The sequence below is a fragment of the Kribbella solani genome, assembly GCF_014205295.1.
Classification (GTDB): domain Bacteria; phylum Actinomycetota; class Actinomycetes; order Propionibacteriales; family Kribbellaceae; genus Kribbella; species Kribbella solani.
In genome coordinates this window covers 5004412-5022203 of record NZ_JACHNF010000001.1, presented here as the reverse complement: position 1 = coordinate 5022203, position 17792 = coordinate 5004412, and the positions used below count along the sequence as shown (strand labels likewise).

At 67.0% G+C, this 17792-nt stretch carries 12 protein-coding genes; 5 read left to right on the top strand and 7 right to left on the bottom strand.

The genetic code is table 11. The features are described from left to right. Window positions 1–4: 4 nt before the first annotated feature. Window positions 5–1480 (bottom strand): DHA2 family efflux MFS transporter permease subunit, encoded by a 1476-nt coding sequence (locus HDA44_RS22840; protein WP_184837624.1) that lies wholly within the window; start codon window positions 1478–1480, stop codon window positions 5–7. 356 nt (window positions 1481–1836) lie between these two features. On the opposite strand from HDA44_RS22840, the gene HDA44_RS22835 reads away from it, so the two are divergent. Both HDA44_RS22835 and HDA44_RS22830 read left to right on the top strand, forming a co-directional pair. Continuing rightward, window positions 1837–2454, top strand: coding sequence for an L-threonylcarbamoyladenylate synthase (locus HDA44_RS22835; protein ID WP_184837622.1), 618 nt, complete (start codon window positions 1837–1839; stop codon window positions 2452–2454). A gap of 46 nt (window positions 2455–2500) precedes the next feature. Further along, complete coding sequence (locus tag HDA44_RS22830) at window positions 2501–3148, top strand: nitroreductase family protein (RefSeq protein ID WP_319040369.1); 648 nt, start codon at window positions 2501–2503, stop codon at window positions 3146–3148. A 4-nt stretch (window positions 3149–3152) separates the two neighbouring features. Here HDA44_RS22830 and HDA44_RS22825 read toward each other — a convergent pair whose 3' ends face one another. The 4 genes from HDA44_RS22825 to HDA44_RS22810 form a co-directional block, all read right to left on the bottom strand. Further along, window positions 3153–6278: a discoidin domain-containing protein gene (locus HDA44_RS22825; RefSeq protein ID WP_184837620.1), complete on the bottom strand. Its 3126-nt coding sequence runs from the start codon at window positions 6276–6278 to the stop codon at window positions 3153–3155. A gap of 24 nt (window positions 6279–6302) precedes the next feature. Further along, on the bottom strand, window positions 6303–7706 hold the full coding sequence (locus HDA44_RS22820) for a ricin-type beta-trefoil lectin domain protein (protein WP_184837618.1): 1404 nt from the start codon (window positions 7704–7706) through the stop codon (window positions 6303–6305). A 66-nt stretch (window positions 7707–7772) separates the two neighbouring features. Beyond that, the gene (locus HDA44_RS22815) at window positions 7773–10934 is read right to left on the bottom strand and encodes a discoidin domain-containing protein (protein WP_184837616.1); all 3162 of its coding nucleotides are present in this window, start codon (window positions 10932–10934) and stop codon (window positions 7773–7775) included. Window positions 10935–11060: 126 nt separating this feature from the next. Then, the gene (locus HDA44_RS22810) at window positions 11061–11555 is read right to left on the bottom strand and encodes a DNA polymerase ligase N-terminal domain-containing protein (RefSeq protein ID WP_184837614.1); all 495 of its coding nucleotides are present in this window, start codon (window positions 11553–11555) and stop codon (window positions 11061–11063) included. A 136-nt stretch (window positions 11556–11691) separates the two neighbouring features. Here HDA44_RS22810 and HDA44_RS22805 point away from each other — a divergent pair, with 136 nt between their 5' ends. Further along, window positions 11692–11874 carry a hypothetical protein gene (locus HDA44_RS22805; protein ID WP_238352524.1) on the top strand — a complete coding sequence of 61 codons (183 nt, stop codon included), beginning with the start codon at window positions 11692–11694 and terminating at the stop codon, window positions 11872–11874. 22 nt (window positions 11875–11896) lie between these two features. On the opposite strand, the gene HDA44_RS22800 is transcribed toward HDA44_RS22805, so the two are convergent. Together HDA44_RS22800 and HDA44_RS22795 are read right to left on the bottom strand one after the other, a co-directional pair. Continuing rightward, window positions 11897–12961, bottom strand: coding sequence for a serine hydrolase domain-containing protein (locus HDA44_RS22800; protein ID WP_184837610.1), 1065 nt, complete (start codon window positions 12959–12961; stop codon window positions 11897–11899). 70 nt (window positions 12962–13031) lie between these two features. Next, on the bottom strand, window positions 13032–13931 hold the full coding sequence (locus HDA44_RS22795; protein ID WP_184837608.1) for a TIGR03564 family F420-dependent LLM class oxidoreductase: 900 nt from the start codon (window positions 13929–13931) through the stop codon (window positions 13032–13034). An 87-nt stretch (window positions 13932–14018) separates the two neighbouring features. On the opposite strand from HDA44_RS22795, the gene HDA44_RS22790 reads away from it, so the two are divergent. Beyond that, complete coding sequence (locus HDA44_RS22790; RefSeq protein ID WP_184837606.1) at window positions 14019–14870, top strand: LysR family transcriptional regulator; 852 nt, start codon at window positions 14019–14021, stop codon at window positions 14868–14870. A 292-nt stretch (window positions 14871–15162) separates the two neighbouring features. Next, the gene (locus tag HDA44_RS38195) at window positions 15163–17775 is read left to right on the top strand and encodes an MDR family MFS transporter (RefSeq protein WP_272956432.1); all 2613 of its coding nucleotides are present in this window, start codon (window positions 15163–15165) and stop codon (window positions 17773–17775) included. The last annotated feature ends 17 nt before the right edge of the window (window positions 17776–17792 follow it).

Here is a 17792-nt window from a genome sequence, read left to right as displayed (position 1 = left end):
CAAATCACCTGGCGTTCTCGCGATCCGCCAGTGGTGGCGCCTCGAGCGCGCAGTGCCGGTGATGGCGTACGAGGTGCTGCCGCGGCGCCCCGCGCTCGCCGAGGGTCACCCACGCGATCACGCCACCGGCCGCGGCGAGGACCGCGGCGATCCACAGCGCCCGGCCGAACCCCTTGTGGAAGGCAAGGGCATCGCGGTACGTGTCGCCGGTGATCCCGGCCGCCATCGGAATCGCCGCGACCGCCATCAGCTGCGCCGACCGGGCGACCGCGTTGTTCACCCCGGACGCGATTCCGGCGTGATGGTCGTCGACCGACGACAGTACGGTCGCGGTCAGCGGCGCGACGGTCGACACCAGGCCGAGTCCGAGCAGTACGACGGCAGGAAGCACTGTGCTGTAGTAGCTCGACCCGCTGTCGATCCGCAGCATCAGCAGGAAGCCGCCGGCCATCAGCAATGGTCCGACGGTCATCGGGATCCGGGCGCCGATGCGGTCGGCCAGACCACCCGCGTAGCCGGAGAGGGTGAACATCAGGATGGTCATCGGCAACAGGGACGCGCCTGCCCAGAGGGCCGAGTAGTGCAGGACGGTCTGCAGGTACACGACGACGAGGAACGTCGCCGTGCCGAGCGCGCCGTACACGACGACCGTGACAAGGTTGGCGCCGGTGAAGCGGGTGTTGGCGAAGATGCTCGGCGGCAGCATCGGGTGCGAGCTGCGCCGCTCGACCTCGACGAACGCGGCGAACGCGACCACGCCGACGGCCAGGCTGATCAGGACCGGCGCGTCGCCGAAGCCGTGGTCACCGGCGCTGATCAGGCCGTACGTCAGTCCGGCGAGACCGACGGTGGCGAGGACCGCGCCGGTGAGGTCGAGTTTGCCGGCGGCGGTTTCGTCGCGAGTCTCGGGTACGTGCCGAAGCGTCACCAGGACGGTCACCAGCGCCAGCGGTACGTTGATCAGGAAGATCAGCTGCCAGTAGCCGATGTCCACCAAAGTGCCGCCGACGAACGGCCCGACCGCCGCCGCGACCGAGGTGAGCCCCGACCAGGTGCCGACGGCCTTGCCGCGGTCGGAGTGCTGGAAGCTCGTCTGCAGGATGGCCAGGCTGCCCGGCGTCAGCAGCGCGCCGCCGATGCCCTGCAGGACCCGGCCGGCGATCATCACCTCGAGGTTCGGCGCGATCGCGCACACCACCGAGGCGGCCGCGAACCAGATCACGCCGGCCACGAACGTCCGCCGCCGGCCGAGCCGGTCGCCGAGCGAGCCGCTGAGCAGCACCAGCGAGGCGAGCATCAGCATGTAGCCGTTCACGATCCACTGCAGGCCGGCCATGTCCGCGTTCAGGTCGGAGCCCATTGCCGGCAGCGCGACGTTCACGACCGTGCCGTCCAGGAACGCCATCCCCGACCCCAGCGCGGTCGCCGCCAGCACCCATCGGCCCCGGGCGGTGCCGAGGGCGATCCGTTCATCGCTCATGCAGGTCAGGGTCGCAGATCGAAATGAGGACGACGAGCGCCCGGCCGCCCGGGTCGCCGGCAGGGCGGAAACCTGGGTGGCCGTGCCACGCCTGGGTTCCTCCACCCCCGATAAAGGGAGGAACCCGGACGTTGTCTCTCCGGCCGGGGAGAACGGCAATAACAATACGCCAAGATTCCAGAATTCACAGCAATTCTTTCGGTGTTTTCCCGGTACTGAAGGAAATTCAGGAAACGCCCGGTGCGCGCGCAATTCCGGGCGGGCCGGCTCTGGTAATGATTCCGCGAATTGCGGCTCCGGGCCGGCCGCCGGTGCGTACGCCCGGGCGCCGGCCGGGAGGGCTAAGCTCGACGGTCATGGCCAGGTACTTCGACGTCCATCCTGACAATCCACAGCGGCGGGCGATCGGTCAGGTGGTGGACCTGCTCCGCGACGACGGCTTGATCGCGTACCCGACCGACTCCTGCTACGCGCTCGGCTGTCAGCTCGGGAACCGGGACGGGATCGACCGGATCCGGACGATCCGGCAGCTGGACGACCGGCATCACTTCACCCTGGTGTGCGAGAACTTCGCGCAGCTCGGCCAGTTCGTGCATATCAGTAATGCGGTATTTCGATCGATAAAAGCTGCAACTCCGGGCAGTTATACGTTCATTTTGCCGGCCACCAAGGAGGTGCCGCGCCGATTGCTGCACCCGAAGAAGAAGACCGTCGGCGTACGCATTCCCGACCATGTGGTCACCCAGGCGCTGGTCGCGGAACTCGGCGAGCCGCTGGTCTCCAGCACGCTGCTGCTGCCCGGCCACGAGGAGCCGATGACGCAGGGCTGGGAGATCAAGGAAGAGCTGGACAACCAGATCGACGCGGTGATCGAAGGCGAGGCCGGCACCGAGCCGACCACCGTCGTCGACTTCTCCGACGACGTCCCAGAGGTGGTTCGCGTCGGCTCCGGCGACCCGGCGCCGTTCGAGTAGGCCCGCTCGGGCTGACAGCGCTGACAGGCCTGACAGACTGAGTAGCGTGACCTACACTCTCGATCTGAATCCTGACGAGCTGCTGACGACGACGCGTACGGTGCGGAAGCGGCTGGATCTCGAGCGGCCGGTGCCGATGGAGGTGATCCGGGAGTGCCTGGAGATCGCTCTGCAGGCGCCGTCGGGCAGTAACAGGCAGACGTGGCACTGGCTGGTGATCACGGACGCCGAGCAGCGGGCGGCCATCGGCGACTACTACCGGCGCGCGGTCGAGCAGTACCTGGCCGGTCCGGGTGCCGCTGGGAAGCTGCATGTCGATGACCCGGAGCGTGGTCCGGTGCAGCGGCGGGTCGGGGACAGCGTGGCCTATCTGGGGGAGCGGATGGGCCAGGTGCCGGTGCTGGTTATTCCATGCCTTGAAGCGCGCACACTGCCTGCTGGGAACCAGTCCGGTCTGTGGGGCTCGATTCTCCCAGCAGCCTGGAGCTACATGCTTGCCGCGCGCGCACGTGGTCTCGGTACGGCGTGGACCACGCTGCACATGACGTACGAGCAGGAGATCAGTGACCTACTGGGTCTGCCGGAGCAGGTGCGGCAGTCGGTGTTGATCCCGACCGCGTACACGGTCGGGACCAACTTCAAGCCAGCACCGCGTCAGCCGCTTGACGACGTACTGCACGTCAACGGCTGGTGAGACTTCACCGCACTTCCAGCTCCGACAGTTGCATCCGGTAGCCACCTTCACCGTCAGGGCGCAGCTGGGTACCGCGTACCTGCACGTACCGCGCCGTACGCTCCGGGAAGCTGTATGACACCGGACCGGCTCCTGGCTGTGGTGCACCGGTGACTGAGGCGACCGGTGTCCAGTTCGTACCGTCTGTAGAGGTCTCGACCGTGTAGTCGAGTGGGAACCCCTGACCGGTGCTCGCACCGTCCGTCCGGCCGTACAGGTCGATCTTGCTCACCACACTGGGTCCGCCGAGGTCCACCCGTACGGACTGCGCGGATCCGGCTGGTACTGACTCGCTGGTCCAGCCCATGGAGTTCCACAGCCTGGACTGCCGTGCGCCGTCGGTCAGGTTGGACCGCAGCCAGCCTTCATTCGGGTACTCCGATGAGGTGGATGCCGTGACCGGCCGTCCGGCCGCGAGGTTGCCGCCCGCGACCTCGACCTCGGCGAACTGCATCCGCGACGCACCGACGGGGTCCTGACTCAACTTCGTCCCGGTGACACGTACGTACCGGGCGTCCCGCGCTGCGAATGGCACTGTCTGTACCCCGCTGGGCCGCGGCTGGTTCGTCCGGGTCGCGACGGTCGTCCACGCCGAACCGTCCGCCGACACCTCCACCTTGTAGTCGATCGGGAAGCCGGCGCCGGTGTTGCTGCCGTCGGACCGCGGATACAGATCGACGCGGCCGATCGACCGCACCTTGCCCAGGTCGAGGTCGAACTGGGCGGTGGTGCCGACGTCGCTGGTCCATCCCATCGATCCCGCGTCCGACGTACGTTGCCCGTCCATGGCGGCCTGGGCGCCCCAGCCGTCCTGCTCGTAGGACGATGACGTGGTCACCTTGGAACCTTCGGCCGGGTTGACGTCCGGGTTGATCCGTACGTTGTCGAAGGCAACGTTCACGCCGCCGCTGGCGAGACCGATGCCGCCGGCGGTGAACGTCGGATCCGTGACCGTCAGAACCGGCGTCCGGCCGGCGAAGACGCTGAGCTTGCTGCCGCGCGCGACCACCCGCAGCCGGGTGACCTGGCCGGCGGTGTAGCTCGGGTTCTGGGCCTTGCCGAGCGCTGTTCCGTTGCGATACACGAAGACTTCGCCATTGTTGCGCTGGGCAATCAGGTAGCCGCTACCGAAGTCGGTCGGGTTCAGGTTGCGGATGACGATGCCGGCCCAGTTCGTGTCGCCGCCGTCTGCATTGACGCCACGGATCTGCAGGTCGACCGACGCGGCCACGTCTCCGTACGCCCGTGCTTTCAGGCCGTCGACGATGTCCCAGCGGGACGTGTCGGTCTGGGTCAGTGCGCCGCCCGAGACGGACCAGTTGCCACCCTTCGGCCGCCAGGACTGCGACCCGCCGGAGAAGTCATCGGCGTACGGATAGACCTGATCCGCACCGCCCGAAGCCAGTGCGTCCAGTACCTGCCGGTGCACGGTGTCCACGGCGACACCGGACTTGTCCGAGGTGAAGGAGTTGGTCAGCAGTGAGTTGGCCAGTGCCTTCGCCAGCAGGGGTTTGGTGGCGGCCAGCTGAGTGAACAGCTCGAAGTCCTCGATACCGTCCAGCTGCGCCTCACTCCGGATGCTGTCGTACAGATCGTAGGCAGCCTTGTTCGGCCGGACTAGGAAGCTGTCGCCGGTCTGGGCGCCGTCGAAGGTGTCGATCGGGGTGTTGGTGCCGTCGTACCAGTAGTTCCAGCCCCAGTGCAGGTAGCCGACCGCACCGGTCTTCCAGGCCAGCAACGGGGTCAGCCGGGTATTGGCCAGGTACGACATCAGGAACCGGTTCAGGTACGTGGCGCGCGGAACCGTGCAGTTGTACAGCCAGAGCTCATTGCCGGCCTGTTTGCGCGCCTGGAAGTAGCCGACGTTGTCCTCGTACAGGTCCAACCGCGGTGTGTCGGCGGTGACTGTGGCCGGCGGGTCCAGGAGGTTCGTCTCGGCTTCGTTGAGCAGCGGCTTGGGGAAGTACTTGCGGTAGATCGCGTACATCCAGTTCGCCGCGTCGCGGTCCGCGCCGGCCCAGGTTTCGTCGTTCGCGCTCATGTAGAAGACGTCGGTCAGACCAAGCTGGTCCAGGTGCTGCTTCAGTGCGGCGAACACCTTGTTCAAGTACGCGGTCGCCTCCGGCGTACCTGTTTGCACTGGGACCATCTGGGTGGAGCCGTCAGCAGCACGCTGCAGCATCTCGAGCTGCGGGCCGTGGGTGTCCGTAGTCCCGTTCAGCAGGTGCGGCGTGTGTATCCACTGCAGCGCACCGGCGTCCTTGTAGATCTTCAGGAACCGGTCGAAGCTTTCCCAGCCGAAGGTGTAGTTCCCGGCGGTGTCGATCGTGGTGTTCGGGATCAGCAACGCCTGGAAGTCCGCGAACACCACGTTGTTCCGGTGCTTCGCGTGGTCGCGGGCCATGGCTTCGATCACGCGCCACCAGTTCGCGTCGAACATCTTTACGCCGTACTGCAAGGGAATTGCCTTGATGGTGCCGTCGTAGTCCCAGCCGGCGGAGGTGGTCCAGTTGTTCATCCGGAACGTCGACTGGTTCGTGGGTGGCAGCGTGGACGGATAGACAGTGATCCGGATCGGTACGGACGTATCGCCGGCGCTGCTCTTCACGGTCGCCGATCCGGTGTACACGCCGGGTTTCGCGCCGGTCGGTACGTGCACGCTGTAGTGATACGGCTGCGTGACGTTCGCGGCCAAGGTACGCGGCGTGTTCTCGACCAGCGCGTCGTAGTACTTCGAGCCGGTGCCCTCGATTTCGACACCCGGCCCGATCGGAACGACATTCGGATGTAAGTACTCGCGCCGGACCGTGATGTCACTCAACGTCGCGCCACCGGGTCCGGTCAGTGGAGTCGTGCTGATCGACACGTTCTGTACGTCGGCCGTGGGGCGGATCGCGATTTGCGCGGCCTCAGTCTCGTTCCGCGCCGCGTACAGGTCGATTGTGGAAGATGCCTGTGCCGGGCGGGTGTCGTAGGGAAATAGCCGATCGGACGAGTTGTGCGTCCAGACCGAGGGTGGTTCGGCGTTGGCCGGCAGCGGCAGCAGCGCCGCCAGTAGTACGCCGGACAGTAGGGCTGCGGATGTACGCATGGAAGGGCCTCCGGGACTATTGGGTTAGCTGCGGGTCCACTGCTGGTTCGAGCCGCCGTTGCAGTAGTAGATGCTCACTGCGGTGCCGTTGGCCGTACCAGCGCCGGTGACGTCCAGACAGAGACCGGACTGCACCCCGGTGATCGTCCCGTCACTGTTCAAGTTCCACTGCTCGTTGGTGCCGCCGTTGCAGTCCGTGATCTGTACCTTGGCGCCTGGGCTGGTACTTGCGCCGTCCACGTCGAGGCACTTGTTGCCGTACACCACGAGGCTCTTCGACGAGGTGTACGCCCACTGCTGGTTACCGCCACCGTTGCAGTCGAAGATGCTGATCTGGGTGCCGTTGGCAGTGGAGTACCCGGGTACGTCCAGGCAGCGGTTGGAGCCGGTACCTCGGACCACCGCGGTCGGGTTGTCCATGCCCCACGACCACCGCAACCTGCCCATGCCGGTGACGTTGTTGACGGACAGGTTCAGATTGGTACCGCTACCGCCGAGCGTGGTCATGCTGTAGCTGTCGCCGTTGCGTAGACCGGGCCAGTAGACCGATCCCATACCCAGCGATCGCAGTGTGTCGGAATCCGCTTGTATGTAGGCGATGTTGGCGTCGCCGTTGATAGCGCCGTTGTAGTTCGCACCGGTGGTCATCGGCGCGCCCCACTCGTCCAGCACCGTACGGGACGCGCAGGAGCCGATCCGGTTCTTGAAGTCGCTGACCCACCAGGAGTAGCTGGTCTGAGTGGAGTTCCAGAACCCGTAGTGGTGCAGTGACAGGTACGTACCGTCGAACCGGCTGTCAGCGCAGACACCGGTGACGTTGTCGTTGTACCCGGTGCCGCTGACGAAGATGCGGTTCTTCGGCACGGTCGAGTACGTGCTGATCCACTTCGCGACCAGATCCGACCAGGCACTGAGGCTGTACCCGAACGGTTCGTTCATCGGCTCGAAGTACACCGAGCTGTTGTTCGCGTACTTGCTGGTGACGTTGTTCCACATCGCCCAGTACGCGTCGGCGTCGTCGACCAGGCCGTCCTTGTGCGCGGCGCCCTCCCAGTAGCTGAGGATCACCTTGAACCCGTCGGCGACGGCGGCGTCGATCGCTCCGGTGTACGAGCTCCAGTACGAGCCGTTGACCGTGTACGGGTTGATCGGCAGCCGGACCGTGTTGGCTGCCAGGTCGGTGTGGAACTCGCGGATGATCGCATCCGCCTTGGCGTACGTGGTGTTGTAGCTGTCCGACGTCGACAGCCCACTGGGCACGACCGGGTCGTCGGCGTAGTTGTCGCGGGGATCGGCCCAGTTCACACCAGCGAACTGGTTCGTGGCAGCAACTGCCTGCTGGGCTTGGGGTACGACGAGAAATGCGCTGGTGAGCAGTGCGGCGACGGCGAGTAACACCCGTCGGCCGCGGAATCTGGTAGTGGACATGGGTAGTTCCCTCCGGAGGGGCGTTGGGAGGAGGTCCCGGCCGCAGGCTGCGGCCGGGACCGTACTTCAGTGCCGTCGATGGCGCCGCAGGTTGGCGGGCTGTTGCCGTACCTCCACTTCAGCAAGTTGCATGCGGTAGCCACCTTCACCGTCAGGACGGAGCTGGGTACCGCGTACCTGCACGTACCGCGCGGTGCGATCCGCGAAGGTGTAGGTGACCGGACCGGCGCCAGGTTGCGGTGCACCGGTGACTGAGGCGACCGGCGTCCACGTCGTACCGTCGGTGGACGTTTCGACCGTGTAGTCGATCGGGAAGCCTTGGCCGGTGCTAGCGCCATCGGTCCGTCCGTACAGGTCGATCCGGTTCACCAGGCTCGGTCCGCCCAGGTCGATCCGTACGGACTGCGGCGATCCGGCCGGTACTGACTCGCTGGTCCAGCCCATGGAGTTCCACAGCCGTGACTGCCGTGCGCCGTCGGTCAGGTTGGACCGCAGCCAGCCTTCATTCGGGTACTCCGATGAGGTGGATGCCGTGACCGGTCGTCCGGCCGCGAGGTTGCCGCCCGTGGCCTCGACTTCGGCGAACTGCATCCGTGATGCACCGGCCGGGTCTTGGCTCAACTTGGTTCCGGTGACGCGTACGTACCGGGCGTCACGTGTCGCGAATGGCACTGTCTGTACGCCGCTGGGCCGTGTCTGGTTCGTCCGGTTCGCGACTGTTGTCCAGGCGGAGCCGTTCGTGGACACCTCGACCTTGTAGTCGATCGGGAACCCCGCGCCGGTGTTGCTGCCGTCGGTCCGTGGGTAGAGGTCGACGCGGCCGATCGATCGGACCTGGCCGAGGTCGAGGTCGAACTGGGCGGTGGTGCCGACGTCGCTGGTCCAGCCCATCGACGCGGCGTCCGACGTACGTTGCCCGTCCACGGCGGCCTGGGCGCCCCAGCCGTCCTGCTCGTAGGACGATGACGTGGTCACCTTGGAACCTTCGGCCGGGTTGACGTCCGGGTTGATCCGTACGTTGTCGAAGGCAACGTTCACGCCGCCGCTGGCCAGGCCAATGCCGCCGGCGGTGTAGTTCGGGTCGCTGACGGTGAGGAGTTGCTTCGGTCCGGCGTACACGGTGAGTTTGGTGCCACGCGCGACCACCCGCAGCCGGGTGACCTGGCCGGCGGTGTAGCTCGGGTTCTGGGCCTTGCCGAGCGCTGTTCCGTTGCGATACACGAAGACTTCGCCATTGTTGCGCTGGGCAATCAGGTAGCCGCTGTCGAAGTCGGTCGGGTTCAGGTTGCGGATGACGATGCCGGCCCAGTTCGTGTCGCCGCCGTCTGCATTGACGCCACGGATCTGCAGGTCGACGGATGCGGACACGTCTCCGTACGCGCGTCCCTTCAGGCCGCTGACGATGTCCCAGCGGGACGTGTCGGTCTGGGTCAGTGCGCCGCCCGAGACGGACCAGTTGCCACCCTTCGATTGCCAAGCCTGCGATCCACCGGAGAAGTCATCGGCGTACGGATAGGCCTGGTCGTTGCCGCCGGCAGCCAACGCATCGAGGACCTGGCGGTGCACGGTGTCCGACGCGACACCTGACTTGTCTACAGTGAACGAGTTCATCAGCAGTGAGTTCGCCAGCGCCTTCGCCAGTACGGGCTTGGTCGCGGCGAGCTGAGTGAACAGTTCGTAGTCCTCGATACCGTCCGTTTGAGCCTCGCTCCGGAGGCTGTCGTAGATGTCGTAAGCGGCCTTGTTCGGCCGGATCAGGAAGTAGTCGCCGGTCTGGGCGCTGTCGAAGGTGTCGATCGGGGTGTTGGTGCCGTCGTACCAGTAGTTCCAGCCCCAATGCAGGTAACCGGTCGCACCGGCCTTCCACGCCAGCAACGGAATCAACCTGGTCTTGTTGAGGTACATCTTGATCAGCCGGTTCAGGTACGTTCCGCCCGGCTGGCCGGAGTTGTACATCCAGAGCTCGGTGCCGTTCTGCTTCCGGGTCTGGAAGTAGCCGACGTTGTTCTCGTACAGATCCACGATCGGCGTGTCCGCGGTGACCGTGGCCGGTGGGTTCATGATGTGGTAAGTGGCCTCGTTCAGCAGCGGCTTCGGGAAGTACTTGCGGTAGATCGCGTACATCCAGTTGGCCGCGTCGGTGTCGACGGACTTCATCGTCTCGTCGTTCGCGCTCATGTAGAACCTGTTGGTCAGGCCGAGCTGGTCCAGGTGCTGCTTGAGCGCGGGGAACACCTTGTTCAGGTACGCGGTGGCTTCCGGCGAACCGCTCGGCAGCGTGACCATGTGGGTCGAGCCGTCCGCGGCGCGCTGCAGCGTCTCGACCTCGGAACCGCGGGAGTCCGTGCTGCCGTTCAGCAGGTGCGGCGTGTGAATCCACTGCAGCGCACCGGCGTCCTTGTAGATCTTGAGGAACCGGTCGAACGTGTCCCAGCCGAAGGTGTAGTTCCCGGCCGCGTCGATGGTGGTGTTCGGGATCAGCAGGGCCTGGAAGTCCGCGAAGACCACGTTGTTGCGATGCCGGGCGTGGTTCTTCGCCATCGCTTCGATCACGCGCCACCAGTTCACGTCGTACATCTTTACGCCGTACTGCAACGGGATCGCCTTGATGGTGCCGTCGTAGTCCCAGCCGGCCGAAGTGGTCCAGTTGTCCATCTTGAAGTTCGACTGGTCGGTCGGCGGCAGCGTTGCCGGGTAGACCGTGACCCGGATCGGTACGGTCGTGTTGCCGGCGTCGCTCTTCACGGTCGCCGATCCGGTGTACACGCCGGGCTTCGCGCCGGTCGGTACGTGCACGCTGTAGAAGTACGGCTGGGTGACGTTCGCGGCCAAGGTACGCGGCGTGTTCTCGACCAGCGCGTCGTAGTACTTCGAGCCGGTGCCGTCGGTTTCGATGCCGCCGTACGCGTCGACGACGTTCGGATGCAGGTACTCGCGGCGGACGCTGATGTCGGTCAGGGTCGCGCCGTCCGGGCCGGTCAGCGGCGTGGTGGCGACGGAGACGTTCTGGACGTCGGCGGTCGGGCGGACCGCGATCTGTGCCGCCTCGGTCTCGTTGCGGGCCGCGTACAGGTCGATCGTCGACGACGCCCCGGCCGGTCGGGTCTCGTACGGGAAGAGGCGGTCGGACGAATCGCGGGTCCAGATCGGGGGCGGTTCGGCGTTGGCCGGCAACGGCAGCAGCGCCGCCAGTAGCACGCCGGACAGCAGCGCCGCAGATTTGCGCATTATTGTCCTCCGGGCGGTTGATAGGAACAGGAATACGCATCAGTTTTGACACCTGCTCAGAAGCCGGTCAACCCGTCGGACCCGGAACGCGTGGCCAGTTCCGGGCAGGTCCAACGGCGAACCGGTTCAGCTGGCGGCCACCTCGTCGATGGTTAGACCACTCAGCACCGATCGGGGCTCGGCGACGGTCAGATCGAGCCCCGGATCGGCGTCGGCGTCCTTCACCTTGACCAGCAGCCAATCGGCGCCGGTCCGGGTGAAAGCCCAGGCGCCGTTGAGTTTCAGGCCGTGCAGTTGCACTTTCAAGTGCCCGCGTTCGATCGCCGCCGCCGGATCGACCAGCTGCCGGCGGTCGTCCCGGGTCAGGTTCGTGTACACGCCGGCGTCCCACACGATCACGGCACCACTGCCGTACCGCGCTTCCCGGTGCACGCCCTCGAACGACGCGTACTCCAGGTCGTGGTCGCTGGTGAACACCGCGAGCCGTTTCTCCACCGGGTCCAGCGACGGGCCGCGCGGCACCGCCCAGGACTTGAGCACGCCGTCCACTTCGAGCCGTATGTCGTAGTGCCGGCGCCGGGCGTCGTGCAACTGGACCACGAAGATCGGCTGGGCGGGCATCCGGTTCCCTTCGGCGGGCGGTCAGTTCGAGTTACAGCTAACGGTTCGTCGCTTGGCGGTTGTAGGCTTTGCCGTGGCTGGGAAACCAGTCCCCAAACTCCTCTCCATCATCCGCCCCTGTCCAGAAGCAGGTGCCATGCCCGTAGCCCCTTCCCCGGCTCGGCCGATCGCCGTCCAGATCCTGATCGCGGGACGCTGGATCGCCGGCCAAGAACTGGGACGCCGGACCGGGACGGCCGGTGCCGACGAAGTTCTCGTCAGCCACCACGGCCATCTCGTCTGGATCGACCAGCAGTCTGTGCGCGAACTCGGTCGCTGAAAGCCCTTACCTGAAAGGACTTTCAGCAAAGGGCTTTCGCAACCAGGTTGCCGATCTCGAGCGCCGAGCCCGACCCGGTCGGGTCGAACAGCGTCCGCGTCAACGCGAACGCGACGCCTGAGCGCGTGTCGGCCCAGGCGACGCTGCCACCCATGCCAGGCATCCCGAACGACGCCGGGCTCTCCTCCGCGCTCGACCCGAACCGGCCGACCGGATAGCCGAGCGCCATCGTCGCGGGGTTGCCGAGCAGCTCGTCCGGCGCCACCAACGCCGGGCCGGTGATGACCGGTACGGACTCGGGGCGGACCAGCTGGACACCGTTCACCGGGCCGATCAGTCCGGCGTACAGGGTGGCGATCCCGTACGCGTTGAGAATCCCGCAGGACGGGTCCTCGACGGCCAGTACTTCCGGCCGGTTGAGTACGGCGGCGCGCGGTTGTACGGCGGCCGGGATGGTCCGGCTGAACATCTCGGCCAGCATCGCGAAGGTCTCCTCGGTGCCTTCGGGTTCGACCAGAGGTACCAGCCGGTGTGCCTGATCGGGCGGAAGCGCGAAGTACACGTCGTTCTCGATGCCGAGTGGGGTCAGGATCTCCTTCAGTACCGCCGAGATCGTCCGGCCGGTGGCGCGGCGGACGATCTCGCCGACCAGGACGCCGAACGTCTCCGCGTGGTACGTCAGCTTCGTACCCGGCTCCCACCATGGCTCGGCGTCCGCGAAGTACGCGGCCAGGGCGTTCTTGTCGGCGAGCGACGCCCGGGTCGCGTCCGGCGGTAGCGCGGGCAGGCCGACCGAGTGGGTCAGTACGTGGCGCAGCGTCGCGTGGTCCTTTCCACGCGCGCCGAACTCGGGCCAGATCTCCGCGATCGGGGCGTCGTAGTCGAGTACGCCCCGATCCACGAGCACGTTCGCCACCGTCGCGGACGCGCCCTTGCCGGTGGACGCGGCGAAGTACAACCCGTCTCGCGGTACCCCGGCGACCGCGTCCACCACCAGCTCACCGTCCTTGTACGCCGTGACCTGCAAGCCGAGTTCGGTCTCGGCCAGCTCGTCGATCCGGCGTTGCACCACGTCCTGAAGGTCCATCAACCCATCCTGTCTCCGTCTCGGTCCTTGTGCGGGACGTCGGAGCTGGATCGGGTGATTGAACACGGGTTCAGGCGTAGTCGAGCGCGAATCGCGTCGTCCGTTCGAGCTCCGCGCCGGTTCCGACCGGGCAGAACAGGAACTCCGTGGTGCCTGCGTCCGCGTACCGCTGGAGCTCCTTCGCGACGGTCTCCTCATCGCCCAGAATCGCGGTGTCCTCCGGGCCGGCCTTGCCGCCACGGTCCAGCACCGCCCGGTACGCCGGCATGTCGCCCGCCGCGCCGAACCGGGATCTGATCCACGCCCGCGTCGCGTCCGGATCGTCCGTGATCGCGACGCAGACACCCGCGATCACCTGCGGTTCGGGGCGGCCGGCAGCGGTTGCCGCGCGATCGATCGTGGGCCGGATGAAACCTTCGATCACCTCGGGCCCGGCCCAACTGGTCGTCGTACCGGCGGTCAGCTCGCCGGCGATCTTCAGCATCCGCGGACCGAGCGCGGCCAGGATCAGCTCCGGAGCCTCGGCGCCGGCGATCTGCACCTGGCCGCGGGCGATCACGCGTTCGCCCTCGTAGTTGGTGGGTTCGCCGGTGAGCAACGGTCCAAGCGCCTCGACGTACTCGCGAACGTACGCGGCGGGACGATCCATCGCCAGGCCGAACATCCCCTCGATCAGGTACGGGTGGCTCGAGCCGACGCCGAGCGTCAACCGGTTGCCGGTCAGCGCCTGCACGCTGAGCGCCTGCGACGCCAGCGCGATCGGGTGCCGCGGATACACCGGCACGACGCCGACCGCGTACCCGATCGTCTTCGTGTACGGCGCGACGCCGGCGATCAGCGTCAGCGCGTCCCAGCCGAGCCGCTGGCTGAACCAGATCCGGTCGATCCCGGCGTCCTCGGCTGCCTTCGCGACCGCACCGATCTCGGCGACGCTCCGGCCCTCTTCGTCAATCCACAGTCCGATCCTCATGTCCACCAGTCAACGAGCCTGGCGGCCCCCGACCCAGACGCAGTCACGCTGTGCAGCGATAAGGAATCGTGATCGCCGGAGGGTCCGATGGAGCTGCGACAGCTGCGGTACTTCGTCACCGTCGCCGAGGAACTGCACTTCGGCCGGGCCGCCGAACGGCTGAACATCGTCCAGCCCGCCGTCAGCCAGCAGGTCGCGCGGCTCGAACGCGAGCTCGGGCTTCGACTCCTCGACCGATCCTCCCGGCATGTCCGGCTGACCGGCGACGGCGAGCGGATGCTGGCCGAAGCGCGTGCTGTGCTGACTGCCGCCGATCATGCTGTTGAGGTCGCGGTGGAGCTGGCTTCGGGGCGTTCCGGCGTACTGCGGATCGGGACCGCGCCGGGGCTTCGTGATCGCCTGGAGCGTGGATTGGCGGTGCTCCGCGCGAGTACGCCCGATCTTGAGGTTCGACTGACCTCGGGCACCACCGGCGAGTACCTGGCCGCGCTTCGGGCCGGTGAACTCGATTTCGCGTTCGTACGAGGCGAGGTGGCGGTCGCCGGGCTGCGGGTGATCGAGCTCTGGCGTGATCCACTCTCGGTACTGGCGCCCGCGTCGTACCGGGCGGACGACGGGATCAAGCTGATCGACCTGGCCGCGCTTCCGCTGCGTTTGCCCGCTGACACCTGGCTGCACGACCACCTGGTCGCGGCCTGCCGCGCGGCCGGGTTCGAACCGGTGATCGGCCGGCCGGTGGACGATCTCGAAGCCACGATCGTGGAGATGACGACCGGCGCGCCGGCCTGGACCGTCGTGTACGGGACCGCGTGCGAGGCCGCCGAAGGCGCGCTCTGGATGGGACAGTTCGCGCCGGCGCTGAGCGCACCGGGCCAGCTGGTCGTCGGCACCAGCCCGACTGCGGAGTGCGTCGAACTGCTGGTCCGCGCGTTCACCTGAAAGACCCCCGGCGGGCCCTGACAGCACCGCCGAGGGCCGGGTGTTGATTACTCAACAAGCACCGGATCGTACGGGGGAAATCGCCTTCCGAGAAGTGACCGTCTCATAAATCTTCCGGCTGCTTCGGCAGGTAGTTGGTGGCGCCCGGTGAGCAGTTGCTGACAGCGCGGCATTATTGTTGGTAGTTGCAACCAAATATCGGGCTGCGTGAGGACAAGACAGCCGTTTCCGCCCCGGGACAGTGCCCGCCACTGCCCCGGTCGTAGCGACCCTGCCGTACGAACGGAAGCCGATGTCTGCCACCCAGACCTCGCCGGCGACACCACCCGCCGGCCCCACCAAGCCGACCCGCTACCGCTCCCGCTACGCGGACGGCGGCAACCCGGACCTGGCACCCGAACCGAACTCCGGCGGCCCGGCCCCCGGCGCTTCCGGCTCCGGCGTTTCGGGGCCCGGCGCTTCGGGTCCCGGTGCCGCGGCTGGTGATCCCGAGTTGTCGCACCGGGAGATCCTGGAGATCCTCGCCGGGCTGCTCGCGGCGCTGTTCACCGCGGTGCTCAGCTCGACGATCGTCAGCAACGCGCTGCCCACGATCATCGCGGACCTCGAGGGTTCGCAGACGCAGTACACCTGGGTGGTCACCGCCAGCCTGCTCGCGATGACCGTCTCCACCCCGGTGTGGGGCAAGCTGTCCGACCTGCTCAGCAAGAAGCTGCTCGTCCAGCTCGCCATCGTCGCGTTCGTGATCGGTTCGATGCTGGCCGGCGCGTCCCAGAACGTACCGTTCCTGATCGGCGCCCGGGTCCTGCAGGGCATCGCGATGGGCGGCCTGATGGCGCTCGCGCAGGCGATCATCGGCGCGGCGATCCCACCCCGGAACCGCGGCCGGTACTCCGGGTACATGGGTGCCGTGATGGCGCTCGCGACCGTCTCCGGCCCGCTCGTCGGCGGCGTCATCGTGGACACGTCGTGGCTCGGCTGGCGTTGGTGCTTCTACGTCTGCGTACCGCTGGCCGTCGTTTCGCTGATCGTGCTGCAGAAGTTCCTGCACCTGCCGCTGGTGAAACGCCGCGTGCGGATGGACTACCTCGGCGCAGTCCTGATCGCGGGCGCCGCCAGCCTGCCGCTGATCTGGGTGTCATTCGCCGGGCAGCACTTCCCCTGGTGGTCATGGCAGACCGGCGCGTACCTCGGCGGTACCGCGCTCCTCGGCGTACTGGCCGTCGTCGTCGAAACACATGCGCGTGAGCCACTCGTACCCGTGCGGGTGGTGCGGGAACGGACGACCGCGCTGGCGATCCTCGCGAGCCTCTCGGTGGGAATCGCGATGTTCGGCAGCGCGGTGTTCCTCGGGCAGTACTTCCAGGTCGCCCGCGGGTACAGCGCGACCGAGGCCGGGTTGCTGACGATCCCGATGATGTTCGGCTCGTTCCTCGGCTCGGTCGGGTCCGGACAGCTGATCACCCGGTACGGGAAGTGGAAGCGGTATCTGGTACTTGGTGGGCTCTTCCTGACCGCAGGGCTCGGTGTGCTGGGGACGATCGATCACACGTCGCCGTACTGGTACGTGGGCGTCGGGATGCTTGCGATGGGCATCGGCATGGGTATGACGATGCAGAACCTCGTACTGGCCGTACAGAACACCGTCGACGTCAGCGAGGTCGGCGCGGCAAGCGCCACCGTCACGTTCTTCCGCAGCCTTGGCGGCGCGGTCGGGGTCTCGGTTCTCGGCGCGATCCTGGCAACGCGGGTGACCGACCTGATCGCCGAACACCTGCGAGCGCTCGGCCCCGGCGCCGAGGCCGCGGCGAAGGGCGGCTCGGGAAGCGTTCTCGACGTCAACGCCCTACCCGCCCCGGTAGCCGAGATCGTCCGCCACGCCTACGGCGACGCCACCGGCCGAATCTTCATCATCGCAGCCGGCGCCGCCATCATCAGCCTCCTCGCAGTCCTCTTCATCCAAGAAGTCCCCCTCCGCCAAACAGTCGCCAAAACCCCCACCCCCAACGCCACCGCGCCCACCTCAACCAGCGCCGGCGGTACTTCGGCGACTGGAGATGTGGTGGATGACCCGGCAGAGCGTGCTGCGGTTGTTGCTCTGGATGTGATCATCTCCGCGGAACGCACCGCCCGCGAGCGCGAACGCCAGGCCAACGAACACGTCCAGGCCGCCGCCGACACCATCCGCCAGATGCGTACGGACGTAGCCGACCTGTTCACCCGCGTAGACCAGCAGATCGCCGACCTGGAAGAAACCCTCCCAGGCACCGCGATCCCACACCCCGCCGCCGCACTCCTCGACTCCCAACGCCCCACCAGCGACCTCTCCGAAGAACTTCGCCGCTACGAACTGAGCGTCCTGAGCGCCAGCCAACGAACCGCCGACCACCTCCGCGAATCCGCCCAGTCCGAAGCTACCCACCTCCGCGAATCCGCCCGCACCGAAGCCGAGGAGCTCCGCCGCAGCACCCGTACCGAAACCACCGAACTCCGCCTGGCAGCCCAATCCGAAGCCACCCAACTCCTCACCGAAGCCCGCGCCGAAGAACAAGAAATCCGCACCCGAATCACCGAACTCCAGTCCATAGAACAACACCTCCTCACCACAGTCCGCGACAACCTCTCCACCACCCCACCCCCACGCCCCACCCCAACCCACACCACCCTCCCCCCACACACGACCCCAACCCACCCCGCCACCACCCACCCCACCCACGGCGCAGCCCACAGCACCACGCCACCCCACGGCCCGACCCCAGCCCAAGGCCCCACGCCAACCCACGGCCCGACCCCGGCCCACGGCACCGCCCCGACGCAGGCATCCACCCACGCCTCCAGCACCACCCACCCACCCGCCGGTAACGGCTACCCCGACGACTCCCCCCACCGCCAACCCTTCGGCTAACCACCACCCCCTGCCCC